At 70.8% G+C, this 23962-nt stretch carries 21 protein-coding genes; 6 read left to right on the top strand and 15 right to left on the bottom strand.

All coding sequences use genetic code 11. The annotated features are described in order from the left end of the window. Window positions 1-27 precede the first annotated feature (27 nt). From PCA76_RS13725 to PCA76_RS13715, 3 genes are read right to left on the bottom strand one after another with little or no spacing between them, the layout of a single operon-like run. On the bottom strand, window positions 28-939 hold the full coding sequence (locus tag PCA76_RS13725; protein WP_272618198.1) for a sulfotransferase family protein: 912 nt from the start codon (window positions 937-939) through the stop codon (window positions 28-30). A gap of 3 nt (window positions 940-942) precedes the next feature. Next, window positions 943-1935, bottom strand: coding sequence for a sulfotransferase (locus PCA76_RS13720; protein ID WP_272618196.1), 993 nt, complete (start codon window positions 1933-1935; stop codon window positions 943-945). Next, window positions 1932-3296 carry a glycosyltransferase gene (locus tag PCA76_RS13715; protein WP_272618194.1) on the bottom strand — a complete coding sequence of 455 codons (1365 nt, stop codon included), beginning with the start codon at window positions 3294-3296 and terminating at the stop codon, window positions 1932-1934. The genes PCA76_RS13720 and PCA76_RS13715 overlap by 4 nt, the downstream gene beginning before the upstream one ends. A 180-nt stretch (window positions 3297-3476) precedes the next feature. Here PCA76_RS13715 and PCA76_RS13710 point away from each other — a divergent pair, with 180 nt between their 5' ends. The 3 genes from PCA76_RS13710 to PCA76_RS13700 are packed head-to-tail and all read left to right on the top strand — an operon-like array spanning window position 3477 to window position 6692. Then, complete coding sequence (locus tag PCA76_RS13710) at window positions 3477-4442, top strand: hypothetical protein (RefSeq protein ID WP_272618192.1); 966 nt, start codon at window positions 3477-3479, stop codon at window positions 4440-4442. Continuing rightward, window positions 4435-5214, top strand: a complete 780-nt coding sequence (locus PCA76_RS13705; protein WP_272618190.1) for a sulfotransferase family protein — start codon at window positions 4435-4437, stop codon at window positions 5212-5214. Before PCA76_RS13710 ends, PCA76_RS13705 begins: the two co-directional genes overlap by 8 nt. Next, window positions 5211-6692: a hypothetical protein gene (locus tag PCA76_RS13700; RefSeq protein WP_272618188.1), complete on the top strand. Its 1482-nt coding sequence runs from the start codon at window positions 5211-5213 to the stop codon at window positions 6690-6692. The genes PCA76_RS13705 and PCA76_RS13700 overlap by 4 nt, the downstream gene beginning before the upstream one ends. Here PCA76_RS13700 and PCA76_RS13695 read toward each other — a convergent pair. From PCA76_RS13695 to PCA76_RS13645, 11 genes are all read right to left on the bottom strand, one after another. After that, a complete protein-coding gene (locus PCA76_RS13695; protein WP_272619372.1) occupies window positions 6597-7439 on the bottom strand; it encodes a sulfotransferase family protein in 843 nt (280 codons plus the stop codon). The two genes, PCA76_RS13700 and PCA76_RS13695, sit on opposite strands and share 96 nt — an antisense overlap. Window positions 7440-7548: 109 nt before the next feature. Continuing rightward, on the bottom strand, window positions 7549-9120 hold the full coding sequence (locus tag PCA76_RS13690; RefSeq protein ID WP_272618186.1) for a flippase: 1572 nt from the start codon (window positions 9118-9120) through the stop codon (window positions 7549-7551). Window positions 9121-9142: 22 nt separating this feature from the next. Continuing rightward, window positions 9143-10201: a Wzz/FepE/Etk N-terminal domain-containing protein gene (locus PCA76_RS13685; protein ID WP_272618184.1), complete on the bottom strand. Its 1059-nt coding sequence runs from the start codon at window positions 10199-10201 to the stop codon at window positions 9143-9145. Then, entirely contained in the window at window positions 10202-11626 is a 1425-nt protein-coding gene (locus PCA76_RS13680) for an O-antigen ligase family protein (RefSeq protein WP_272618182.1), read from the bottom strand. Window positions 11627-11886: 260 nt separating this feature from the next. After that, window positions 11887-13035 (bottom strand): glycosyltransferase family 4 protein, encoded by a 1149-nt coding sequence (locus PCA76_RS13675; RefSeq protein WP_272618180.1) that lies wholly within the window; start codon window positions 13033-13035, stop codon window positions 11887-11889. Window positions 13036-13365: 330 nt separating this feature from the next. After that, the gene (locus tag PCA76_RS13670; RefSeq protein WP_272618178.1) at window positions 13366-14244 is read right to left on the bottom strand and encodes a sulfite exporter TauE/SafE family protein; all 879 of its coding nucleotides are present in this window, start codon (window positions 14242-14244) and stop codon (window positions 13366-13368) included. Then, window positions 14241-14840 carry a rhodanese-like domain-containing protein gene (locus PCA76_RS13665; protein ID WP_272618176.1) on the bottom strand — a complete coding sequence of 200 codons (600 nt, stop codon included), beginning with the start codon at window positions 14838-14840 and terminating at the stop codon, window positions 14241-14243. Before PCA76_RS13665 ends, PCA76_RS13670 begins: the two co-directional genes overlap by 4 nt. Before the next feature lie 92 nt (window positions 14841-14932). Next, entirely contained in the window at window positions 14933-16333 is a 1401-nt protein-coding gene (locus PCA76_RS13660) for an MBL fold metallo-hydrolase (protein WP_272618174.1), read from the bottom strand. Between the two features lie 135 nt (window positions 16334-16468). Then, window positions 16469-16738 (bottom strand): metal-sensitive transcriptional regulator, encoded by a 270-nt coding sequence (locus PCA76_RS13655; RefSeq protein WP_272618172.1) that lies wholly within the window; start codon window positions 16736-16738, stop codon window positions 16469-16471. Window positions 16739-16909: 171 nt separating this feature from the next. Continuing rightward, on the bottom strand, window positions 16910-19186 hold the full coding sequence (gene katG, locus PCA76_RS13650) for a catalase/peroxidase HPI (RefSeq protein ID WP_272618170.1): 2277 nt from the start codon (window positions 19184-19186) through the stop codon (window positions 16910-16912). Continuing rightward, window positions 19183-19638 (bottom strand): Fur family transcriptional regulator, encoded by a 456-nt coding sequence (locus tag PCA76_RS13645; protein WP_272618168.1) that lies wholly within the window; start codon window positions 19636-19638, stop codon window positions 19183-19185. The genes katG and PCA76_RS13645 overlap by 4 nt, the downstream gene beginning before the upstream one ends. A gap of 131 nt (window positions 19639-19769) precedes the next feature. Here PCA76_RS13645 and PCA76_RS13640 point away from each other — a divergent pair, with 131 nt between their 5' ends. From PCA76_RS13640 to PCA76_RS13630, 3 genes are all read left to right on the top strand, one after another. Further along, window positions 19770-20177: a YciI family protein gene (locus PCA76_RS13640; protein ID WP_272618166.1), complete on the top strand. Its 408-nt coding sequence runs from the start codon at window positions 19770-19772 to the stop codon at window positions 20175-20177. 8 nt (window positions 20178-20185) lie between these two features. Continuing rightward, window positions 20186-21331 (top strand): RNA polymerase sigma factor, encoded by a 1146-nt coding sequence (locus PCA76_RS13635; protein ID WP_272619369.1) that lies wholly within the window; start codon window positions 20186-20188, stop codon window positions 21329-21331. A 401-nt stretch (window positions 21332-21732) separates the two neighbouring features. Further along, a complete protein-coding gene (locus PCA76_RS13630; RefSeq protein WP_272618164.1) occupies window positions 21733-22761 on the top strand; it encodes a glycoside hydrolase family 11 protein in 1029 nt (342 codons plus the stop codon). A gap of 111 nt (window positions 22762-22872) precedes the next feature. Here the strand turns inward: PCA76_RS13630 and PCA76_RS13625 are convergent, their stop codons facing one another. Then, complete coding sequence (locus tag PCA76_RS13625) at window positions 22873-23766, bottom strand: SGNH/GDSL hydrolase family protein (RefSeq protein WP_272618162.1); 894 nt, start codon at window positions 23764-23766, stop codon at window positions 22873-22875. Between the last annotated feature and the right edge of the window lie 196 nt (window positions 23767-23962).

Here is a 23962-nt window from a genome sequence, read left to right as displayed (position 1 = left end):
CAACCAGGCGATGGTGGCAGGATTTTCCTAGACCGGGTAGCCCCACTCGGCCAGCGGCTTCTCCAACGCCCGTTCGATCGCGGCGAGCTGCGCCGGGCTGAGTTCGTCCCGGTACGCTGCCGCCCGGCCCATCGAGAAGTCGTACCGGGCGAAGCCCTTCTCGAAGGCGGGTGACCAGCTCAGCCCGAGGAAGTCGAGCATCCGCCCCACCTGCTCCCGGGGTTGCTCGACCAGGTCCTCGTAGCGCACGTCGAGCCACTGGTCGGCCGGGTGGCGCAGCCGGGCCACCGCGAAGGACTCCATCAGCATCTTCCAACCCAGCGCGGCGAGCACCTGGAAGGAGCGGCCGGACTCGAGCCACTCCTCCAGCAGATCGGACGGGAGCGGCCCGTAGATCCAGTTGTCCGGCCCGCGCCACCCGTCCCACCAGCCCATCTGTAGCCAGGAGTTGGCCACCGCGCGGCCGTCCCGCACCACGTTGACCACCCGCAGGTCCGGGTACGCGGCGTGCAGCAGGCCGGTACGCGGCCACCCGGTGACGTGCTGCACCAGTTGCTGACAGCCCTGCCGGGCGATCCGCTCGTCGAAGAAGGCCCGTAGTCGCCGGGCCACGAACGGCGTCAGGTCCTCGGCCACCAGGTCCCGGCACGGTCGGGAGAAGCCGGCCAGCACCTGCCGGTCGAGCAGGTGGTACGCCTCCGACGGCGCCACCCGCAGGCGTCCCCGTTCCAGCAGCCGTCGACTGTGCCGCAGCGAGGTCATCCCCGTCGGGCGCGGCGCGGAGCGCCGGTAGAGCGCCCCGTTGAACCTGCCCCTGGGGTTGAGTCGGGAGAGTTTGTCGTCCAGGCCGGAGACGAAGCCGACCGCGGGATGCCGGGAGAGCAACTCCTGGACCAGGGTCGAACCGCAGCGACCGGTGCCCACCACCAGTGACAGCATCGTTCAGCCTTCCTGCCGGGTGGCGGGTGACGAGGGGACAACGGGGCGGCGCAACGGGTAGCCGAACCGGGACAGCGCCGGTCCGGTCAGCCCGGTCACCACGGCGTAGGCGCGGGTGGAGAGACCGGACAGCCATTCGGTGTCAGCGACCACACCGACCACACCGGTGCGGTGCCGCGAGGGATTGCCGGCCACCGAGTGGGTGGGTGCCAGCCGCACCGTGTCCGGTGTCGGGAAGGGCAGATCGTCGGGGGTCGCGCCGACGAACCGGACGATCCGGGCCGTGGTGCCGGCCGGGTCGGCGACGAAGTCCTCGTACCGCACCCGCAGGTAGCGGCCCACCGCACGGTCGTCGGCGGCACGGTGGCCACCCCAGAGCCGTACGGTCGCGGTGTTCCACACCAGCCAGAGCAGGGCGGCCTTCCAGACCGGTGGCCGGGTCATCAACCGGTCGTCCACGCGCCCGTCCAGTGGGCGTCGGCGACGCCAGGAGTACGCGGTCGCCCGCGGGTCGCGGACCACGTGCAGCACGTACAGGTCGATGCCGGGCAGGCTGCCGAGCAGGGCGCCGTACGGCGGCAACTTGGAGGAGTCGACGATGACCCCACCGGCCTGGTCGGGCAGGGCGTGTTCGGCGATCGAGGCGTAGAGCTGGGCCAGGTGCGTGTCGTCCGGGTGCCCTGCGACCGGCGGCTGTCCCCGACGCTGGCGGCGCAGCAGTGCGGGCAGCCCGCGCAGTCGCAACCGCTCGGCGAGCCTGCCGGCGATGCCGGCCGGGTCGGCCTCGGTCAGGTCGGCGCGCACGCGGGTCCAGAGTGGGCAGTCGGCCAGCGGCGCACCGCAGCCGCAGGGCCGGTTCTCCAGGACGCCGCGCCGCCACAGATAGCGCAGTTCACCCGCGGCGAAGAAGCCCGGCAACTGCCCCAGGACCGTGGTGACCAGCGTGCTGCCGCTGCGACCACTTCCGGCGAGGTAGAGCACCCGGACCCCGCTCACCGGGCCGCTCCCCCACCGGCCGATGCCCCGGCGGCACGCCGCCCGGTCGGCAGCGCCTCGGCGGCCTCGGCGTACAGCGCACGGATCCGGGCCAGGTGCAGGTCGGGCGCGAACTGCCGGGCGACCTTCGCTCGGCCGGCCCGACCCATCCGGCGCGCCCGCTGGGGGTCGGCCAGGATGGCGTTCAGCGCCGCGCCGAGCTCCGTGGGTCGGTCGGCGGCGACGATGCTGCCGTCCACATCGGAGTCGACCAGCTCGGGGAGACCGCCCAGGTCGGTGGCGACCACCGGAACACCGCAGGCGAATGCCTCCAACACGGCCATCGGCTGGTTCTCGTGCCACCGTGAGGGGACGGCGACCACCGCCGCCGACCGGATCAGCTCGTGCAGACGCGGCTTGTCGAGGCGACCGTGGAACCGGATCCGCCCCGGCACCCGCCGCGCGGCGAGCGCCTCCAACCCGGGGCGTGCCGGACCGTCCCCGGCGATGTCCACGGCGACCCCGTCGGGCAGCGCGGCGACCGCCTCGACCAGCACGTCGACACCCTTCTCCGGAGCCAGCCGGCCGGCGAAGACGACACCGCCTCCGGGTGCCTCCTTGGCGGCGATGCCGGTCAGGTCGACGAAGTGGTTCACCACCCGCAACCGGTCCGGGTAGACGCCCGCGCGGCGCATCACGTCGGCCAGAAACTCGCTCGGGCTGACGAATACCTGCACCGGGTCGTACGCGTTCAACTCCCGATGCAACCAGGACTCGACCGCGAGCAGCGCGCTGCGGGACAGCGAACCGTCCTTGCAACGACGACGGGCCGCCTGTAGCGGGCCGCCGGTGACGCACGCCTGGCAGGGGCGGCCCCGGTCCAGCAGTTGGTAGCTCGGGCAGGCGAGCTTGTAGTCGTGCATGGTCAGCAGGCACGGGACGCCGGCCGACCGGGCCGCGGCGAGCACCGACGGGGAGAGCTGGTGGTAGATGTTGTGCAGGTGCAGCACGTCCGGCCTGAACTCGTCGATCACCCGGGCCAGCCCGCGACGGCTCGTCGGTGACCACAGCATCCGGCCGGCGGCCACCGCGCGTGGCCGCACCCCGGTCGGCGCCGGCTCCAACTCCACTTCGGTCGGGAACCGCGCCGCGTACGGCAACGGCGACTCGTTCTCCGGATGGCTCATGCCGAAGTAGGCGACCGTGTCGCCCGCCGCCCGTTGCAGGTCCGCGAGGTCGAGCAGGTAACCCTCGGCGCCGCCACGGCGGTAGAGGAACTTGTTCACATGCAGCACGCGCATCGACTCGGCCTGCTCACGTCGATCGGGCGAACCCGGCCCGGAGGTGATGACCGGGGTCTGCCCGCCCCGGCCACGGCTCACGGTATGCAGGGCGGGTCTGCGAGTCCAGTTCACCTATGGCATGTGCCTGAACGGTTGATCTTCGTATGCCCGTGCGGCCCGCAGCCTGGCCTCCCGCCATGATCTCCCGCTAACCTGGCTCCGCCACCGGTCGTACCCGCTCTCCACCGGGCAGTGCCGGTGCCCGAACGAGGAGGACCCGTGGCAGCCGACGACGAGGTCTCCACGCTCGCGTACACCGCCCGGAGAGTCAGGCGGCACCTGCGCTGGGCGCGCACCGAGGGGATCGGACGGCTGATCGAGGAGGACCGCCTCAACCCGGTCGACCGGATCGGCACCGCCCTGGCCAAGCGACGCTGGCGACGGCGGGCCGGACGGGCACCGGGCTCGGCGGTGCCGGTCTACCTGGTCGGTCTCCAGCGATCAGGCACGAACATGCTGGTCCGGGGGTTGGACGCGGCACCCGAGGTCGAGGTCCGCAACGAGAACGACCGCACCCTCTTCCACCGCTTCCAACTCCGCCCGGACGCGGTGCTCACCGCGACGGTCCAGCGCAGCCGGCACGCGTACGTCCTCGTCAAGCCGCTCTGCGAGAGCCACCGCGTGGACGAGTTGCTGGCTCTGCCGGGGCTTGCTCCCGGGCGTGCCCTCTGGGTCTACCGCGATGTCGACGACCGGGCCCGCTCCGAGGTCGCCAAGTTCGGTGACGCCAACCTGCGGGCGCTGCGCGCGATCGCCGACGGCAGCATCGGCCGGCGGTGGCAGGGGCAGCGGCTCGACGCCGACGCCGTCGAGCTGATCCGGGCCCACGACCCGCACCGGCTGGACCCGCATGGCGGGGCGGTGCTCTTCTGGTACGTCCGCAACTCGCTCTTCTTCCAGCTCGGCCTGGACCAGCGTGCCGACGTGCTGCTCTGCCACTACGACACCCTGGTCGCGGAGCCCGCGGCGCAGGTCCGGCGGCTCTGCGCCTTCCTCGATTTCCCCTACCACCCACGACTACACGCGCACATCGCCCCGCGCGACTCCCACGGCGCCGGCGCAGCGAACCACCGGCCGCTGCCGATCGACAGGCGCGTCCGGGCCCTCTGCGACGAGCTGACCGACCGGCTCGCCCGCAGCGCCGTCGACGCCCGATCCGACCAGAAGGCGGCCGACCGTGGCTGAACCCGGACCCCGTACCGCGCCGATCTTCCTGGTCGGATGTCAGCGATCGGGCACCACCATGGTGCGCCTCGTCCTGGACTCGCACTCGAACATCAGCTGTGGCCCGGAGACCAGGTTCCTGCCCGACCTGCAACGGATCGTCGGGCGCGACTGGGAACGGCTGGCCCGCTTCGGTTTTCCGCGCGAGGACTGGCTGCGCCGCATCCGGGACTTCTTCGGCGGTGTCCACGCCGACTACGCCGCCGCGCGGGGCAAGACCCGGTGGGCCGACAAGACCCCGCTGTACGCGATGTCGCTCGACTTCGTCACCGAGGTCTTCCCGGACGCCCAGATCGTGCACCTCATCCGCGACGGGCGCGACGTGGTGGTGTCGCACCGCAAACGGTTCGGCTACTGGTCCGCCGTGAAGTGCGTGGTGAAGTGGCCGCGCTACATCCGCACCGCCCGGGCGGTCGGCGCCACCCTGCCGGCGGACCGCTACTACGAGTTGCGGTACGAGCACGCGGTCACCGAGCCGGAGAAGGCGATGCGCGGCCTGTTCGAGTTCCTCGGCGAGCCGTGGGAGGACGGCATCCTCGACTACGACAGCAAGCAGCACGACGTGGCGCAGAAGTACACCACCGAGGCGGAGAAGCGGCGTGCGGCGGCGAGCGTCGCCGCGCCGATCTACGGTTCCCGGGTGGGTACCTACCGCCGCGAACTCGACCCGTTCCTCCGCCTGTTGGTCTGGGTCTTCTCCGGACCGACCCTGCGCGCTCTCGGGTACCGGTGAAGCGCCCCCGCCGGCTGCGCGCGTTCGCCGCCGCCTTCGCCGCCACGCTCCTGGTCACCGCCGGCTGCACCGCCCGCGGTGACGAACCGTCGAAGGCACCGTCGGTCGCCAGCCCTCCGTCCGGTACGCCGGCACCCGGTGACGCCGCACCCGGGCGCACCAGCAACCCGTTCGGCGCGCACTGGGACTGGTCGCGGTACCAGCAGTTCGCGCCGTACCTGCGTCGGATCACCGGTTCGGCGACGTACGAGGAGATCTCCTGGTGCGAGATCGAACGGACCTCGGGGCAGGTGGACTGGGCCGGGTTGGACGAGATCGCCTCCCGCAGCCGGGAGTTGGGCATCACCCTGCATCTGAAGATCCGTACCGGGGTGTGTTGGGCGACCGGCGGCACCGCGCGCTTCACCCGAGGCACGGCGAACAAGACCGAGTCGGCGATGCCCACCGACCTCGCCGCGTACCAACGGTTCGTCCGCTCGGTGGTTCAGCGCTACGGCCCGTACGGGGTGCGGGAGTACGCCATCGAGAACGAGGTCAACGCGCCGAGTTACTGGGCTGGCAGTCCCGAGGACTACGTGCGGCTGGTCAAGGCCGCGGCCGAGACGATCCGTGCGACCGACCCGCAGGCGCGGGTGGTCGACTCCGGCATCAGCAGCGTCGCGTACGGCATGGGTGTCGCCGACCGGCTGGTGCGCGCCGGTCGGATGCCCGAGGCGGTCGCCGCCTACCAGGCGTACTTCCAGCGCCGGGTCGGCACCAGGGGGCAGCAGATCCCGGTGGTGACCGGGGAGGCGCAGCTCCGCAGGGCGCTCGGCACCGAGACCAACGGCCGCAGCCTGCGTTTCCTGGCCGCGACCGAGTCCCTGTTGGCCGACCGCACGGTCGACGTCCGGCAGGTGCACTTCTACGAGCACTTCAGCGGCGTGGCGCCACTGCTGGACTACCTCGGCGCGACGACACCGGCCGGCACTCCGGTTCAGGCGTGGGAGGTCGGGCAGTTCTGGCGCGACGGTGACGGTGACCCGGCCAGCCGGGCAGCCGAGATGGTCAAGACGGTCACCCTGCTGGCTGCCGGCGGGATCGGCGAGATCAGCTGGTTGCCGTTGGCGTACAACCCGAACAACGCGGCCGGCAGTGAGGTCCGCTACGGCCTGCTCGACCCGGACGGCACCGAACGCGAGGCCGGCCGGATGTTGGCGGGCCTCGCCGACGCGGCCCGGGACGCCACCGTCACCCCGTTGCCGGCCTCGGTGGCCGGCAAGCTGAACGGGGTCGCGTTCGCCCGTGGAGGGTCGAGCACGCTGGTGCTCTGGTCGGCGTCGAACACGCCGGTGACCGTGCCGGCGGCATCGGGTGGACGTACCGGGGCGGTGGGTGCCCCGTTACGGGTGGCCGGTGGCGGCACCACCGTGACCGACGTTCCCCTCCTGCTCAGCGCCGACCAGCCGGTGGACCGGATCCTCGCCGCCGTGCGCTAACTCGTCGTGGGGGGCGGGCCAGGGGTCGGGCCAGTCGAGCAGTGTGGCCAGGCGGGCGTTGTGCGGCGCGAAGTAGTCGCCCAGGCGGTCCCGCAGCCCCGGGGTGAGCTGGGAGGGGCCGTGGTCGACGCGACGGGTGTGCCGGGTGAACGTGTCGGGGATGAAGGCCGGTAGGCCGAGAAAGCCCAGGATCTCGCCGTACGTGCCCACCGGATCGGCATGCAGGTCTTCGGTACGCGTGACGTGGATCCGCTCTCGTGGGACCTGCGCGAACCACCGCTCCACCTGCTCGGCATAGCGGCCCCGGGCGGCGTACGAGTGGTTGCGTAACGCCCGGTGGGCCGCACGGGTGTCCGGGCCGCCGCGCACCGCCCGCGCCAGCCGCTCCTCCTCCGCGTCGAGCGCGTCGGCGAAGGAGAGCGGCTCGGCGCCGTACGAGCGGGTGTGCAGGTAGTGCGAGTACGCCCGCTGCACCGGGTCACGCAACAGGGCGACGAAGCGGGCCTCCGGCAGGGTCGCCGCGACCCGGGACGGCACGCTCGGATGGAACAGGTAGTAGGGGCTCGCCTCGAAGGTGCGCTCGTCCGGGGCGAGGCGTGAAAAGTGCCCCCGGTACCAGCGCACACCCCGACCGTGGTGGACGCTGAAGTACTGCAACTCCTTGCCGCTGGCCACCCGTACCAGGGGATGCGCGGCGAGGTGGTGGTACAGCGATGTGGTGCCGCAGCGCTGCCCGCCGATGACCAGGAAGTCGGGCAGCGGGCCGGGCTCACCCGGCCTCGCCGCGCGTCCCCACGCCCGCGCGGCGCGTACCCCCGGCGCAGCCGGTCGGTGACCTGACGCCGGGCGACGCCGGTCACGAGCCGACCCTGGCGGCGGGGCCGGGGACGGCGGCGGCGCGTCGACCGCCCCGGCGGGTCACCGATCGCAACACCATGACGTCCTCCCGACTGAGCCCGAGGGCGAGCACCGCGGCAACGTACGCCACCCCGATCGCGGTCAGACCGACCGTGAGCTGCGCGATCCAGCCCTCGAACAGCCACCGCACACCGAACCCGACGGCAAGCGCGAACAGCGCCGCGACAAGCCCCTTGACCATGCCGGCCGTCACCGGCACGGTGTGCACCTGCGCGCGCACCTGCCAGACGCGGGCGATGTTCACCGCCGCCAGCGAGACCGCCCAGGCCACCGCCGCGCCGAGGATCCCGTACGCCGGGATGAGCCAGAGGTTGAGCAGGACGTTGAGCACCAGGGCGGCGAGGTTGTCGACCATGTTGACCGAGACCCGGCCCGACATGTTCAGCAGCGTCCCGCACGGCCCGGTCGCGGCGTTGACGAGCTGGCCGAGCGCCAGCACGACCGTCACCACCGCACCGGCGGCCAGCCCGGGCCCGCCGATCAGGCGCAGCAGCTGCTCCGGGAAGACCAGCAACGCCACGAAGGCCGGGAGCGACAGTCGTACCACCCAGCCGGTCGCGACCTTGTAGATCCGGCGTACCTCGTCCAGCCGGCCCTGGTGGTAGAGATGCGCCAGGTGCGGGCCGAACGAGGCGTTGACCGGCGCGAGCACGAACACCGCGATCGTGACCAGCCGGGTCGCCACGTGGTAGACGCCGATCGCGTCGGCGCCGTAGTCGAAGAACCCGAGCAGCAACGCGTCCACCCAGATCAGCCCGGTGGAGGAGAGCGAGGAGACCCAACTGACCGTGGAGAAGCGGAACAGCTCGCCCGGGCGGTACGCGGGCCGGGCGGCGGGCACCCGGCGCACCATCCGGGCGAGCGCCACGAGCGCGAACCCGGCGGCGCTCCAACTCGCCACCACCAGGGCCCAGAACGCGCCGGTCAGACCCGCGCCGACGGCGAGCGCCAGCGCGGTGAGCACCAACCGGGCGGCCGGCTCGTAGACCTGGCCGATGAGCGCGTAGGCCCGTTGCGTGCGCCAACCTCGGGTGGCCGCGAGCGCGGCCTCGCAGACGGTCGCGGCGGGCAGGCACAGCGCGACCAACCGCAGACCGGTGGTGAGGTGCGGGTCGTGCAGGGCCTCGGCGAGCCACGGTGCGCCGACCGCCAGACCGACCGCGATCACGGCGGATGCCAGGGCCGAGATGCCGATCCCGAGGCGGATCGCGCCCCGGAGCGCGGCCGGGTCGTCATCGGCGAGATGCACCGCCACGAACCGGGTCAGCCCGGCCCGGAAACCGGAGAGCGACAGCAGCCCGAGCAACGACAGCACGGCGTAGACCTGGGCGTACCGGCCGAGCTCCCGTACCCCCAGCACCCGGGCCAGCAGCAACATGACCAGGAAGAGCGCCACCTGGCTGAGCACCGCGCTCGCCAGGTTCAGCACTCCCCCGCGCGCCATGCCGCGTACCTGCTGGTCGCCGGCCTCCGGCGCGGCCGGCGACCGGCCGGTCACCTCGCCGCGCAACCGACAGCTCGTTCCCGGACGGTCACGGCCTCGCCGCGGTCACGGTCTCCGCCGGCACCAACGGCCCACCCGACGCGGAAGCGGCCGGCGCCGCGGTGGCTGGCGTGGTCGTCCGGCGAGCGGCGGCACGAGCCCGCGAGAGCAGTTCGAGTACGCCCACCAGCAGCACCCCCAGCAGCAGGCCGGCACCACCCACCGGCAGGGCGGTACGCAGCAGCTCCGCCATCCGGCTCACCTCGTGCGTCTCGCCGATGCTGGTCACCTGCTTCGGATCGGCGGCCTGGGCCTGCGCCCGAGCCGCCTGCAACCCCTCCCGCGCCTGGGACAGCGCACTTGTCGCCGCGTCCCGCTGGGCGAGCAGGGCCTGGTAGTCGGGAAGCTTCGGCCCCAGGTCGTCGAGCTTCTTCTGGGCGGCGGTGATCGCGGCGGCAGCCGCGTCGGCGCCCCGGCCGTTGCCGACCGCCTGCATGGAGAGCTGTTGCTGCCGCAGGCTGGTCAGCTCGCCCAACGTCGCCTGGTAGATCCGGTCCGGCTGGGAGACCTTGTTGGCCTTCTCCCACTCTCCGATCGCCTTGGTGGCCGCGGTGACGTCGGCGTTGGCCGCCTCGACCTCACCGGTGGCGATCCCGACCTGGGAGGTGAAGAGGAAGGCGAGGGCGCGGGTGGTCGTCGCGGTCAGCACCGGCGCGACCTTCGCCTGGTCGCGGGCCGTGTACGTCACCTCCAGTTGGCTGCTCGCGCCGACCTGGGTGACGGCGAGCCCGTCGCGCAACCGCTCCGGCGTCACCCCGGTGTCACCGGCCACGTCGGCGAGGACCCGGGGCGAGGTGACCGCCGCACCGAATGCCGCGACGAACTGGTTCGCCGCCTGCGTACCGGTGTACTGCGTCCCGGCCGCACCGCCCACCAGCGCCGGCGCCGCGACGTACGCGGCGCCGCTGTACTGCTGTGGTGCGAACAGGACGATGCCGGCTGCGGCTCCGGTGGCGAGCAGCGGCACCCCCACGAGTACCCAGAGGCGCCGCCGGGCGACCCGCAGGTAGTCGACGATCTCCACTTTTTCCCCAATGCTGTCGTTCATTCAGACCGGGACAGACGTGCTTCGCGGCTGCTCGCCGGCCAGGTTCGGGGCCGGGCGGCGGGCGATCGCACTGGCCGCCGCGGCGAACGCGACGAAATACCAGAGCGTAACCACGTTGGATATGACGTTGGACGCGGCGCTGACCGCCACGAACGCGGTGGCGCAGCCGGTGAAGCCGACCGCGACGCCGCGCTCGAAGCTGCCCGGAGGCGCCCGCCGCAGCGCGGTCCGCGCGGTGTAGAGAAAGGCGAACAGCATCATGAGGTACGCCCCGAGACCGAGCAGCCCGGTCTCGACGTACGCCCGCAGGAAGTCGTTGTGCGGCTTCTTCGCCTCGTCGGTCTCGCGCTGGGTCATGTTCGGCCCGATACCGGTCACCGGGTTACGGTCGGCCAGCGTGACGATCTCGGTCCAGTAACCGATCCGCCATGCCAGGGTGTTTCCGGTCGGGTCTCCGCCGACCTCGCGCGAGGTGCCGAGTTGGGCGAACCGCTCGCCGACGGCGGGCACCAGGGCCACCCCGGCGACCGCCACCACGCAGAGGGTGACCAGCATCCGCTTGCTGCGGTGCAGCACCGAGACCACGACCAGGCCGATCGCCGCGCCGAGCAGGGCACTACGGGTGTTGGTGAGCAGCAGGAACAGCAGCGAGAGCGCGAGCAGCACGCCGAGTGACACCCGCAGCCGGCGACCCAGGAAGCGGTACATCGCGAACCCGAAGATCACCATGAACATCAGGTAGCGGCCGAATGTGGTCGACTGGCTGAACGTTCCGCTGATCCGGGTGAAGTCGCCCTTCACCTCGGCCGGCGGGTTGCCGAGCAGTGACAGGACCACGGTGTAGCCGAGTGCCAGCACCAACGAGACGTAGCAGGCGAGCAGGACCCGACGGATCGCCGCAGTGTCGGGCATGAGCTGTTCCAGCACCACGAACATCACCACCACGGTGAGGATCCGCAACGCCTCCAACAGGCTGTTCGCCGGCCGGGTCGCACCGAGGGCGCTGACCACGCTGCTGGCGCCGACGAGCAGCATGGCCCAACTCAGCGGGGAGCCGCGCAGCCGCCCGTGCCGGCTGAGCTGTGCGGCCAACCAGAGCCCGGCGGCGAGGAGGAACAGCACCGCGAGCAGGGTGGAGGGGTCCACCGCCCGCGCCGTTCCGGCGGAGTCGGCCTGGCCCGCACTCGGTCCGGTGAGCTTGAACAGGTCGACGCAGGAGCGGACCGCGAGCATCAGCAACACGTACCCGGCGAACCGGGTCAGCGCGAGGACGGCCACCGCGAGGCCCGCGACCGCGGCGAGCGGCAGCACCATGCCCCTACGGTCACCGGCCGCCATCGAGACTCCCGCGACCACCGCCACGACCGCGGCGGCCAGCGCCGCACCGCCGGTGAGGAGGCGAGGCGTGTCGAGCCCCCTGCTCACGGGCGGAGTCCCGTCGCCCGGCGGCCTCGTGTACCCCGACCGTCCCGCATCGACCACCTGCTGCGTGTGTTGTTCCACTGATCCCACTGAACCGAATCGACGCTGCCCGGCCGCTGCCGGGCGCGGCCAACCGATGTCCTCCCGGCACAAAGACGGTTCAATCTAGCCCTGCCCTCTCGACGGCAGAAGGGGCCGTTGCACCGACTGCGCCGTCCTCCGCGGGGCTGACCCGACGCTCCGTTGACACCTGGCTCGCACGGTCAGTCGGTCGCTGCCGCAAGTCGTGCTCTGTTCCGCCGGCCAGGCGCCGGAACGAGGCTGAGATAGAGCCGTTCCAACTCGCGGGCAGCGGTGTCCCAGCTGTACATTTCGGTCACCCGGTCGCCCAGCGCCACGGCACCGGCCCGTTCTCCCGGCAGGTCGGCGAGCAGCGCCGTCAACACCCGGACCAGGTCGTCCTCGTCGCCGTCGCGGAACAACCGCCGGCCAGCGGCGTCGGACTCCAGCACCTCGACGTGCGGCGCGATGTCGCTCGCGACCACCGGCAGCCCGTACGCGGCCGCCTCCAGCAACGTCAACGGCAGTCCCTCCAAGCGGGACGGCTGGACGAAGCCGGCGGCGCTGCCGTACAACTCGGCGAGCAGGTCGCCGTAGACGAACCCGGTGAAGACGATCCGGTCGTCCCCTTCGGCTTCCCGGCGCAGGCGGGCCACGAAGTCGTCGGTGAACGACGACCCGCCGACGATCGCCAGCCGCATTCCGGTCTGGGTCCGGCGGAAGGCCCGAATCAGCAGGTCGGCCGCCTTCTCGGGGACCAATCGGCCGACCAGCAGCAGGTAGCCGCCGGGGGTCAGCCCGAACCGGGCCTCGATCTGACGGGTCGGCACCGGTCGGGCCGGGTTGACGCCGTTCGCGATGTAGGTCGTGGGCCGACCGAACCGGTTCTCGTAGTGGGCGACGAGCCCACGCGAGACCGCGACCCGCTGGTGCGGGACGTACCCGCTGAGCCAGTGGGCGGTCCCCAACACCGCCCGCGCGGCGAGCCCCCACTTGGCCCGCTGGTTGTCCAACCCGTGCACGGTCAGCACCACTCGTGCTCGTGAGAACCAGCGCGGCATCGGGGCGACCAGGCTCGGCCCGAGCCCGTGGTAGTGCACGATGTCCGGTCGCTCGGTCATCGCCGCCACGGTCGAGTTGGCCGCGTGCACGATGGCGTCGAGGTGCTTGCTCGCGATCGTGTGGACCTGGCGCAGCCGTACGCCCCGGTAGCCGTTGGCAGGCACGTCACCGTAGCTCCTGCGGCAGTAGACCGTGACCTCGTGCCCGTAGCTGGCCAACCGGCTGGCCACCTCCTCCACGTGCCGTTCGATCCCGCCGTAGGTCGCCGGCAGCCCCTTCTGACCGATCATCGCGATCCGCAGCGGACGCCAATCGGCGCCTGGTACGGCCGGCCGCGCGGGAAGCACCCGCCCGACCGGGACGCCCTCGCCCCGCTGCCGGGGAATCGCAGGACTTCCAGCGTCTTGGTCCGCTTCCTCGGCCTGCAGGTCGGGATGGGCCACGATGACTCCCTGCGTGACTAGGTCCGCGCCCGCCGCCCGGGCAGATCAACACCTTGCCATGAACAGGCCCATCCGCCAGCTGATCATCCAGACAAAAAATTCGTCAGTGGGATTCGCTACTCGTGGAATGTCATCCGGATGACGTCGAGGTGGACGGTGGTGGCACCGTGCGAGACCTCAGCGGGTGGCCGGCTCGCTCTGCGTCCGCGCCTTGTTCCGGCCCCTCAGCACGGCCAGCGCGACCGAGGTCGCCGCGGCGACGCCGACGCCGGTCCACAACAGCGGGTCGGTCCGCAGTTCCGTGGGCAGTTGCTGGACGAGGACGAGGACGCCCATCACCACGACGAACCAGCCGAACGACTTGCGCAGGACGTCGGCCGGGATCCGACCGACGAGCCGCCCGCCGGCAACACTGCCGACGATGGCGGCGACGGTGACCGCTGCCGCGAGTCCCCAGTCAATGCTCACGCTGGACAGGTAGCCGGCCAGGCCGGCGAACGACTTCATCGCGATGACCACCAGCGAGGTCCCGACCGCGACCGGCATCGGCAGGCCACCGAGCAGGGCCAGGGCGGGCACCACCAGGAAGCCGCCACCGGCACCGACCAGGCCGGTCACCAGCCCGACCACCAGACCGTCGAGGATCACCCGCAGCACCGGCAGTTCGTGCGGCACTGCCCTGCCCTCGGCGTCGCGTCGGCCGCGAATCATCGTGACCGCGGTGGCCAGCATCATCACGGCGAACCCGGTGAGCAGGAACCCAGCCGGGACGAACCCGGCCAGACGGCCGCCGATGTAGGCACCGATCATCCCGGCGAACCCGAAGATCAGGCCGGTACGCCAGCGCACCCGGTGGGCGCGAGCGTGCGGAAGGACGCCTACCATGCTGGTGGCGCCGACAACGAGCAGCGAGGTCGCGATGGCTTCTTTCGCGGGCAGGTCGGCGACGTAGACCAACAGCGGCACGGCGAGGATCGATCCGCCACCTCCGAGCAACCCGAGACTGACCCCGATCAGCACGGCCAGTCCGACGGTCAGTGCCAGGGCCGGTGTCACGCGCGTTTACCGGTGCTGCCGCGCAGGTGGCCGACGATGGTGTCCAGGTCACAGCTGGCGCCCCTGTTGTACGGCAGTTTGCCGAGCATCATGCCCATGGCGCAGGTGTTGGTGACGGCCGCGAAGGTGAGGCCGGCGCCGATGAATCCGGCCACCCACTTCAGCTGCGGCACGAACACCGAGCCGATGACGCTGACCAGCACGATCGAGCCGGCGACGAGGCGGACCTGGCGTTCGAGGTCCCATCGGGGGGCACCATGGTTGATCGGCGCGTTGGCCGCCTGCCAGGCCATGATGCCGCCGTCGAGGACCTTCAGGTTCGGCAGGCCGACCCCGGCCAGGGAGTGCTCGGCCTGGGTGGCGCGGGCACCGGAGCGACATACCAGCACGACGTCCTCGTCCAGGTGGTTGCGCAGCTCTTCGCGGTGCTCCTTGAGCAGGTCGAGCGGCACGTTGTAGGAGCCGGGGATGTGCGACGTCTCGAACTCCGCCGGGGTACGCACGTCCAGCAGGCGCGGTGCGTGGCCGGAGTCGATCAGCTCCCGCAGCCCGGGGGCATCGACGGTGGCAGGGCGGGCGTTCTCGGAAGGGCTCATTTCTCCTCTTTCACGGACAAGGCGCTACACGGCATGGCAGGGGTATCCGGCCGAGGCCTGGGAGGCGTCGGCCAGTGGTCGTGCTGTTCGGGTCAGGCGTCGGTGGACATCTCCACGCCCGCGCGCTCGGCCTGGCCGAACATGTCGTCGATGACGACCACCTCGCGGCCGGCGTTCGCCAGCAGCGACGCCGCCGCGGTGGCCCGGTAGCCGGAGCCGCAGTGCACCCAGACGGCCCCGACCGGCACGTCGGCCAGGCGCATGGGCAGGTCAGGCAGGGGAATGTGCACGGCGCCGTCGATGTGGCGGGATCGCCACTCGTTGGTCATTCGCACGTCGAGGACCACGTCCGCGGCGGGCAGGCCGGCAGGGACGTGCCCCGCGCGAGCGGCCGCGAGGGCCACGAAGTCGGCCATCCGTAGCTCCCGCAGCTGGCCGGGCTCGGCCGCCCACTGCTCCACCTCGCCGGTGACCTGCGCGGCCGGGCGGTCGATGCCGATCCGGACCAGCTCACGCTGGGCGTCGGCGACCTGTCCCGGGGTCTCGGCGAGCAGGGTGATCGGCACGCCCCAGTCGATCAGCCAACCGAGCCAGGTGGACATCGGGCCGTCGAGGCCGAGGCTGACCGTGCCGGCCAGGTGCGAGGCGGCGTACGCCTTGCGGTGCCGCAGGTCCACCACCCACTGCCCGTCGGTCATCCGCTCACGCAGTTCGGCGGCATCGGCGCGGCTCACGGGGGTGAGGTCGACCGGGGCCGCTCCGGCGAAGTTCTCCACGCCCATGTGGGCGTAGTACGCCGGGTAGGCGTCGAGGCCCGCGAGGGTCTCTGTGACGAAGTCGTCCGCGACCAGCCTCAGGACCGGATTCTTCTCCTTTTCCCGGCCGATCGTCGACTCCGGGGCGTCCGACTGGCTGGCCGAGCAGAAGCTGCCGAACCCGTGCGTCGGCCACACCTCGGCCCCCTCGGGCAGCAGATCCGCCAACCGCTTCGCCGAGGCGTGCTGGCGGTGGGCCAATTCGTGGGCGTGCTGCTTGCCCAGCAGGTCGGTCCGGCCCGTCGTGCCGAACAGCAGTGACCCACCGGTGAAGACACCGACCGGCCGCCAACCGCCGTCGATGGCCTCATCCAGGACGTACGACAGGTGGTGGAAGGTGTGACCCGGCGTGGCGAGCACCCGCAGCCGTAGCGAGTCGGAGACGGCGACCTGGTCGCCGTCGGAGACCGGCGTCCGCTCGAAGCGGACCTCGTCGGCCGCGGCCACCAGGTAGTGGGCGCCGGTGATCCGGGCGAGTTCCAGCCCTCCGGAGACGTAGTCGTTGTGGATGTGGGTTTCCACGACATGGGTGATGCGGACGCCCAACGCCCCGGCGAGGTACATCACGCGGTCGATGTCGCGCTGAGGGTCGACCACGATCGCCACCCGCCCGTCCGAGGCGAGGTAGCTGCGATCACCGAGGGAGGACGTCGCGACGACGGAAACCTCGACTGTCATGCCTACTCCTTCAAGTTCGACAAAGCGCACATACCCCTGGGGGTATGCAGATGGCACACTGCTGCCTTGTTCTTCATCTGCACGCTGTCACCCACCTACGCCGCAGCTACGCGGCGTAGGTGACCTCGTGCCGTCTCAGGCGAGGGCCAGGAAGAGCTTCTCCAGCTCCTCCTCGGTCATCTCCGGCTCCTCGCCGCGTTCGCGCGCGGTCCCACAGTGCCGCATCCCCGAGGCAATGATCTTGAAACCCGCCCGGTCGATCGCCTTGGACACCGCGGCAAGCTGGGTCAGCGCCTCACGACAGTCCTGACCGCTCTCCATCATCTCGATAACCGCGTTGAGCTGCCCACGGGCCCGCTTGAGCCTGGTCAGCGCATCCGACGTCATCTCCGGCCGAAGTTTCATCGACACCTCCTAGGTCCGACCATACCCCGGGGGGTATCGGTCCGCCAAGGATGGCCGCCGAACGCCGCGGCGGTGAGGACGGCCACGGCATACCTGCTCACGGACGTGCAACGGCCGACGAGCCCCGGCCAATCGCTGATGGATTGACCGGGGCTCGTCGGGTGAGACCTGTCAGACGAGGTCGAACCGGTCGAGCTCCATGACCTTGGTCCAGGCTGCCACGAAGTCGACCACGAACTTGTCGCGGGCGTCCTGGCTGGCGTAGACCTCGGCGAGGGCCCGCAGCTGCGAGTTGGAGCCGAAGATGAGGTCGACCGCCGTGGCGGTCCACTTCACCTCATCGGTGGCCAGGTCGCGGATCTCGTACACGTGCTCGTCGGACTTCGACGCGCTCCACCGGGTGCCCGGAGAAAGCAGGTTGGCGAAGAAGTCGTTGGTGAGCACGCCCGGCTGGTCGGTGAGGACACCGTGCTGGCTGCCGCCGGTGTTGGCGCCGAGGGAGCGCAGGCCGCCGATGAGGACGGTCATCTCGGGCGCGGTCAGGTTGAGCATGTAGGCGCGGTCGATGAGCAGCACCTCCGGCTGGGTCTTCTCGCCCGGACGCAGGTAGTTGCGGAACGCGTCCGCGCGCGGCTCGAGGACCCGGAAGGACTCCACGTCGGTCTGCTCCAGCGTGGCGTCGGTGCGGCCCGGACGGAACGGCACGGTCACCTCGACGCCGGCGTCACGCGCCGCCTTCTCGACGGCAGCCGAACCGGCCAGCACGATCAGGTCCGCGAGCGAGACCTTCGCGCCACCAGCGGAGTTGAACTCCCGCTGGATGCCCTCGAGGGTCTCCAGGACCGTCGCGAGTTGCTCGGGCTGGTTGACCTCCCAGCTGCGCTGCGGCTCAAGGCGGATCCGGGCGCCGTTGGCGCCGCCGCGCTTGTCGGTGGACCGGTAGCTGGCGGCCGAGGCCCAGGCGGTGGAGATCAGCTGGGCGGTCGTGAGGCCGGACTCCAGGACCTTCGCCTTGAGGGCGGCGACGTCGGCGTCACCCACGAGCTCGTGGTCGACGGCCGGCACCGGGTCCTGCCACAGCTGGGCCTCCGGGACCCACGGCCCGAGGAAGCGGTCGACCGGGCCCATGTCGCGGTGCAGCAACTTGTACCAGGCCTTGGCGAAAGCCAACGCGAACTGGTCGGGGTTCTCCAGGAAGCGGCGCGAAATCTTCTCGTACGCCGGGTCGACGCGCAGCGACAGGTCGGTCGTGAGCATCGTCGGCTTGTGCTTCTTCGACGCGTCGTGGGCGTCCGGGATGATCGCCTCCGCGTCCTTGGCGACCCACTGCTTGGCGCCGCCAGGGCTCGTGGTGAGCTCCCACTCGTAGCCGAAGAGGATCTCGAAGAACCGGTTGCTCCACTGCGTCGGGACGTCGGTCCACGTCACCTCGAGACCGCTGGTGATCGTGTCACCGCCCTTGCCGCTGCCGTGGGTGCTCAGCCAGCCGAGGCCCTGCGCCTCCAGGGGGGCGCCCTCGGGCTCGGGGCCCACGTGGTTGTCGGCGACGCCGGCACCGTGGGTCTTGCCGAAGGTGTGGCCACCCGCGATCAGGGCGACGGTCTCCTCGTCGTTCATCGCCATCCGGGCGAAGGTCTCGCGAATGAAGTGCGCCGCCGCCAGCGGGTCGGCGTTGCCGCGAGGCCCCTCCGGGTTGACGTAGATGAGACCCATCTCGGTCGCCCCGACGCCGGCCGCCATCTCCTTTTCGGAGGCGTAGCGCTCGTCGCCGAGCCAGGTGTCCTCCGGACCCCAGAAGATCTCCTCGGGCTCCCACACGTCCTCGCGACCGAACCCGAAGCCGAAGGTCTTGAAGCCCATCGACTCCAGGGAGACGTTACCGGCGAGCACGATCAGGTCGGCCCACGAGATCTGCTGGCCGTACTTCTGCTTGACCGGCCAGAGCAGCCGGCGGGCCTTGTCGAGGTTGGCGTTGTCCGGCCAGCTGTTGAGCGGAGCGAAACGCTGACCACCGTCGCCGGCGCCACCGCGGCCGTCCTCGATGCGGTACGTGCCGGCGGAGTGCCAGCTCATCCGGATCATCAGGCCGCCGTAGTGGCCGAAGTCGGCCGGCCACCAGTCCTGCGAGGTGGTGAGGGCCTCGGTGATGTCGCGCTTGAGGGCCTCGACGTCGAGCTTGGCGAACTCCTTGGCGTAGCTGAAGCTCTCCCCCAACGGGTTGCCCTTGGACGAGTGGGCGTGCAACACCGAGAGGTCGAGCTGGTTGGGCCACCAGTCCCGGTTGGTGCGCGGACGACCGCCGGTCTTCGGGGTCGGCGAGTCGATCGCCGGGTTCTCACTCTCGCTGCCGTGCGCGGTCACCGAGTCGTGCGCGACCGGGCAGCCGGCCGCTGCCTTCTGGTCCACGCCCTGCGCACTGATGGGGTGATTGTCCTGGGTGTCGCTCATGTACTTCCTTCCGAGCTTACGGAGTTCTGGGGCATGCGGTCGGTCGCGCAGTCGGGGCAGGTGCCCCAATAGACGACCTCCGCCTCGTCGACCACGAAACCGTGGTCGACCGGGGCGGTGAGACAGGGGGCGTGACCGACGGCGCACTCGACGTCGGCGATCGCGCCGCAGGAGCGGCACACGACATGGTGGTGGTTGTCCGCGACCCGGGACTCGTAGCGGGCGGTCGCACCGGCAGGCTGGATACGCCGCACCAGACCAGCATCGGTGAGCACACGCAGCACGTCGTACACCGCTTGGTGGGACACCGTGGGATGATCCGCCCGTACCAGCGCGATCACCGCGTCGGTGCCGACGTGCGGGTGGTCGCGCAACGCCGCGAGCACCGCCAATCGGGGCCGGGTCACGCGCAGCGAGACGGCCCGCAGTTGCGCCTCGAAGTCGGACATCACCTGACGAACACTAGCTCACTATTCTGGAACGGATCAAGTTTCGGGCAACCATGTCGAGAACTGGTGACTGGCTGCGTCCCCGAGGTGGAACGTGACCACGATGGGTCGCACCAACATCGAGGAGAAACACGATGGCCAAGTACCTGCTGCTCAAGCACTACCGCGGCGCGCCGGCGGCGGTCAACGACGTGCCCATGGACCGGTGGACGCCGGAGGAGATCTCGGCCCACATGCAGTACATGAACGACTTCGCGACCCGGCTCGAGGGGACCGGCGAGTTCGTCGACGGTCAGGCGCTCGCGCCCGAGGGGACGTTCGTCCGGTACGACGGTGAGGGCCGCCCGCCGGTCACCGACGGCCCATTCGCCGAGACCAAGGACCTCATCGCCGGCTGGATGGTGATCGACGTCGACACCTACGAGCGCGCCATCGAGCTGGCCGGGGAACTGTCGGCCGCCCCTGGGGCAGGCGGCAAGCCCATCCACGAGTGGCTCGAGTTGCGTCCGTTCCTGACCGAGCCGCCCACCATCACGGAGTGACTTCCGCAGTGAACGAGGCCCTGCTCCGGAGCCTCACGCCGAGCGTCCTCGGCGTCCTCGTCCGCCGCGGAGTCACCTTCGCGGCGGCCGAGGACGCCTTGCAGGACGCACTGGTCGAGGCGGTCCGCGTCTGGCCGGACGACCCACCGCGGGACCCGAAGGGCTGGCTGGTCACCGTGGCCTGGCGCCGGTTCCTCGATACGACCCGGTCGGACGCCGCCCGCCGTCGGCGTGAGGACCTCGCCGACGAGGAGCCGGCGCCCGGGCCCTCGCCAGCGGTGGACGACACGCTCCAGCTCTACTTCCTGTGCGCCCACCCGTCGCTGACGCCGTCATCCGCGGTCGCGCTCACGCTGCGCGCCGTCGGCGGTCTGACCACACGCCAGATCGCCCACGCCTACCTGGTGCCCGAGGCGACCATGGCGCAGCGCATCAGCCGGGCCAAACGCACCGTCTCCGGAGTGCGGTTCGACCAGACCGGCGACGTCGCCACCGTGCTGCGCGTCCTCTACCTGGTTTTCAACGAGGGCTACTCCGGCGACGTCGACCTCGCCGCCGAGGCCATCCGGCTCACCCGTCAGCTCGCGGCAGCGATCGACCACCCCGAGGTGGCGGGGCTGCTCGCCCTCATGCTGCTCCACCATGCCCGACGCGCCGCCCGGACCGCGCTCGACGGCAGCCTGGTGCCGCTCGCCGAGCAGGATCGCCGCCGGTGGGACACCACCTCGATTGCCGAGGGCGTCGAGATCCTTCAGGCGGCCCTCGCCCGCGACCGGCTGGGCGAGTTCCAGGCCCAGGCCGCCATCGCGGCACTGCACGCTGACGCGCCGACCGCCGAGGAGACCGACTGGGTGCAGATCGTCGAGTGGTACGACGAACTCGCGCGCCTGACCGACAGCCCGGTCGTCCGACTCAATCGCGTGGTCGCCGTCGGCGAGGCCGACGGCCCGCGTGCCGGCCTGGCGGCGCTCGCGGCGCTGAACGACGCGCTGCCCCGCTATGCGGCGGTGGCGGCGTACCTGCACGAGCGCGACGGCGATGTGAGAACGGCGGCACGGCTGTACGCCGAGGCGGCCCAGAAGGCCACCAACCTCGCCGAACGTGACCACCTGACCCGCCAGGCGGCCCGGCTCAACGCCCGCCGGCACCGCTGATTTCGATCCGGGAGCTCTCCGGAAATTTCGGCGGCTCGTACCTGGATCGCGATCAGCGTCTCGGGACGCTGGCGTCATCGACCTGATCCCTGATCGACTAATGACCAGTATTGATACCGTGCTGCGCAAGATCGGCCGCCAGCGCGAGACCGCCCCAGTGTTTCCGGAAAATATTGACAAGTCGACGGCCGTGTTAATACGGTCCCCATCGACGGCGCTCAATCACCGTCAATGCCAGCCACCGCGACCCACTCCTCCGGTCGTCGCGCAGGACGACCGGCCAACCACCACCACGCGGTGCGACGCCGATTGCCCGATGGCCGTCACCCGGCCACCGACAGCCTGCCGGGTCGTGCCGCGCTGCTGGCGTCCGCCAGCCGTCACGAGGAGGAAACAGGCACATGATCGACACCCACCACACCCCCACCGGACCGAGGAGGCGCGGCCGCCTGCGGCTACTCCTCGGCGCCGCCTGCGCCGCTGTACTGGCCATCGCGGGCACGATGACGGCCACCAACGCGTACGCCGAGGCCGACCGGACCCTCACCTCGAACCTCACCGGCACGCACAACGGCTACTTCTTCTCGTTCTGGAAAGACAGTGGCAACGCCAGCATGACGCTGCGCGCCGACGGTCGATACTCCAGCAGTTGGGACAGGAGCACCAACAACTGGGTCGGCGGCAAGGGTTGGGCCACCGGCAACCGACGGACGGTCACCTACTCGGGCAGCTACAACCCGGGCAACAACAACACCTACCTCGCCCTGTACGGATGGACGCGCAACCCGCTCATCGAGTACTACGTGGTGGAAAACTTCGGCAGCTACAACCCGAGCAGCGGCGCCACCCGGATGGGCACGGTCACCACTGACGGCGGCACCTACGACATCCTCCGCAGCCAGCGGGTCAACGCCCCGTCGATCGACGGCAACCAGACGTTCTACCAGTACTGGAGCGTCCGCCAGCAGAAGCGCTCGAGTGGCACCATCACCACGGCCAACCACTTCGACGCCTGGGCCCGCGCCGGCTTGAACCTCGGCACCAACCACAGCTACCAGATCATGGCCACCGAGGGCTACCAGAGCAGCGGAAGCTCCGACATCACCGTCCGGGAGGGCGGTGGCAGCAACCCGACCTCCGGGCCCACCACCGGCAATCCAGGGACCGGCAACTGCAACGCGACGCTCTCCGCCGGCCAGCAGTGGGGTGACCGGTTCAACCTCAATGTCGCGGTCAGCGGCACCAACAACTGGGTCGTCAGCCTCGGCCTTGGCGGAGGCCAGAGCATTCAGAACAGTTGGAACGCCTCCGTCAACGGCAACAGTGGCACGGTCACCGCGACGCCGAACGGCAACGGCAACAACTTCGGCGTAACGATCATGGCCAACGGCAACTGGACCTGGCCGACGGTCACCTGCCGTACCAGTTGACCCCGACCAACTCCTGACACCACCTCTGGCGTGGCGGCCGAGGCCGCCACGCCAGAGGTGGGTGTTACGGGTAACGACCGGCGGTGCCCGGATCCACCGAGTGCGGGCCGGTCAGCTGTTCAACGTGGCGAGCAGTGCGTTCGCCATGCCCTGCTCGCCCCGGGCGTTCGGGTGGAAGGGTGCGGCCGCGTTCTGTGGCACCAGTCCCTCGACCCACCGGGTGCCGCTGCTCTTGCACGCGTCGCGGCCGATCGACGGGGTGTAGACGTCGGCGTAGGTGGCGCCGTTCGCGCCAGCGGCGCTGGCCAGCATCGCGTTGAGCGACTTTTCGATGCCCCGCAGGTACGGCACGTCCTGGTAGGCGATCGGGACGACGGGCCAGCAGCCATAACCGCTGTCCGGCAGGATCGCCGGGTACCCGAGCACCACGACCCGCGCGCCCGGTGCGGCCCGGCGGACCGCCTGCAGCACGGCCGTCACCTTCGGCTTGGCGGCGACGATCCTCGCCTGCAACTGGTCGACGCCCCCGGCGGTGTACCGGTTCTTGCACGGGGACCCGAGCGGGCTGCTGAGGCTCGCCTCCGCACAGTCACCGATGATGCCGGAGAAGCTGATGTCGTTGCCGCCGATCTGCACCGTCACCAGCGCCGTGTTCGACGTGACCGCGTTGAGCTGCGGTGGCACCGCGATGCCCAACTGGCCGCTGCCACCGTAGAGGATGTCGTCGGTGGTGGCCCCGGAACAGCTCACGTCGGCGAACGACGACGAGCCGGCGGATGCTGCGACCAGCGATGGGAAGTTGCGGTTGGACCGCAGGCAGTTCAGGTCCACCTGGGTGGGGATCAACGGACCCGCGGCGTACGAGTCGCCGAGTGAGACGTAGCGGCCAGCGGGCACAGCGGCGCTGGCGGGAGTGGCGACGGTGAGCAGCACGCCGGCGGTGGCTGCGGCGAGTGCGGCCAACCGGGTGGCTGCCCGCAGGAGGGGCAGGCGAGGACGGGTCATGGCGTCTCCCAGAGGGGATCACAGTGGTGGTGGTGCCGAGATCCTGCCGCCGCCAACGCCCTACGTCAATATCGAAGATCCTCACTAAAATTTGTTCGGAGTGTGGGATGGATCGGTGGTGCTCAGACCAACGGCGCATGTTGCCGCGCACCTCACCCCATTCGCGCCGCTGCTCCCGCCGTGAGCGTGCCTCCTT

The sequence above is a fragment of the Micromonospora sp. LH3U1 genome (genome assembly GCF_028475105.1).
Classification (GTDB): Bacteria; Actinomycetota; Actinomycetes; order Mycobacteriales; family Micromonosporaceae; genus Micromonospora.
Note: the sequence above shows the minus strand (reverse complement) of the source record. Positions and strands in the feature narration are given on the sequence as shown.

What these genes read in the sequence shown, in the direction of transcription:
- PCA76_RS13640 (WP_272618166.1), top strand. Translation starts at nt 19,770, where the DNA reads ATGGCCAAGTACCTGCTGCTCAAGCACTACCGCGGCGCGCCGGCGGCG.
- PCA76_RS13725 (WP_272618198.1), bottom strand. Translation starts at nt 939, where the DNA reads ATGCTGTCACTGGTGGTGGGCACCGGTCGCTGCGGTTCGACCCTGGTC.
- PCA76_RS13665 (WP_272618176.1), bottom strand. Translation starts at nt 14,840, where the DNA reads ATGAGCCCTTCCGAGAACGCCCGCCCTGCCACCGTCGATGCCCCCGGG.
- katG (WP_272618170.1), bottom strand. Translation starts at nt 19,186, where the DNA reads ATGAGCGACACCCAGGACAATCACCCCATCAGTGCGCAGGGCGTGGAC.
- PCA76_RS13630 (WP_272618164.1), top strand. Translation starts at nt 21,733, where the DNA reads ATGATCGACACCCACCACACCCCCACCGGACCGAGGAGGCGCGGCCGC.
- PCA76_RS13625 (WP_272618162.1), bottom strand. Translation starts at nt 23,766, where the DNA reads ATGACCCGTCCTCGCCTGCCCCTCCTGCGGGCAGCCACCCGGTTGGCC.
- PCA76_RS13655 (WP_272618172.1), bottom strand. Translation starts at nt 16,738, where the DNA reads ATGAAACTTCGGCCGGAGATGACGTCGGATGCGCTGACCAGGCTCAAG.
- PCA76_RS13660 (WP_272618174.1), bottom strand. Translation starts at nt 16,333, where the DNA reads ATGACAGTCGAGGTTTCCGTCGTCGCGACGTCCTCCCTCGGTGATCGC.
- PCA76_RS13675 (WP_272618180.1), bottom strand. Translation starts at nt 13,035, where the DNA reads ATGATCGGTCAGAAGGGGCTGCCGGCGACCTACGGCGGGATCGAACGG.
- PCA76_RS13685 (WP_272618184.1), bottom strand. Translation starts at nt 10,201, where the DNA reads ATGAACGACAGCATTGGGGAAAAAGTGGAGATCGTCGACTACCTGCGG.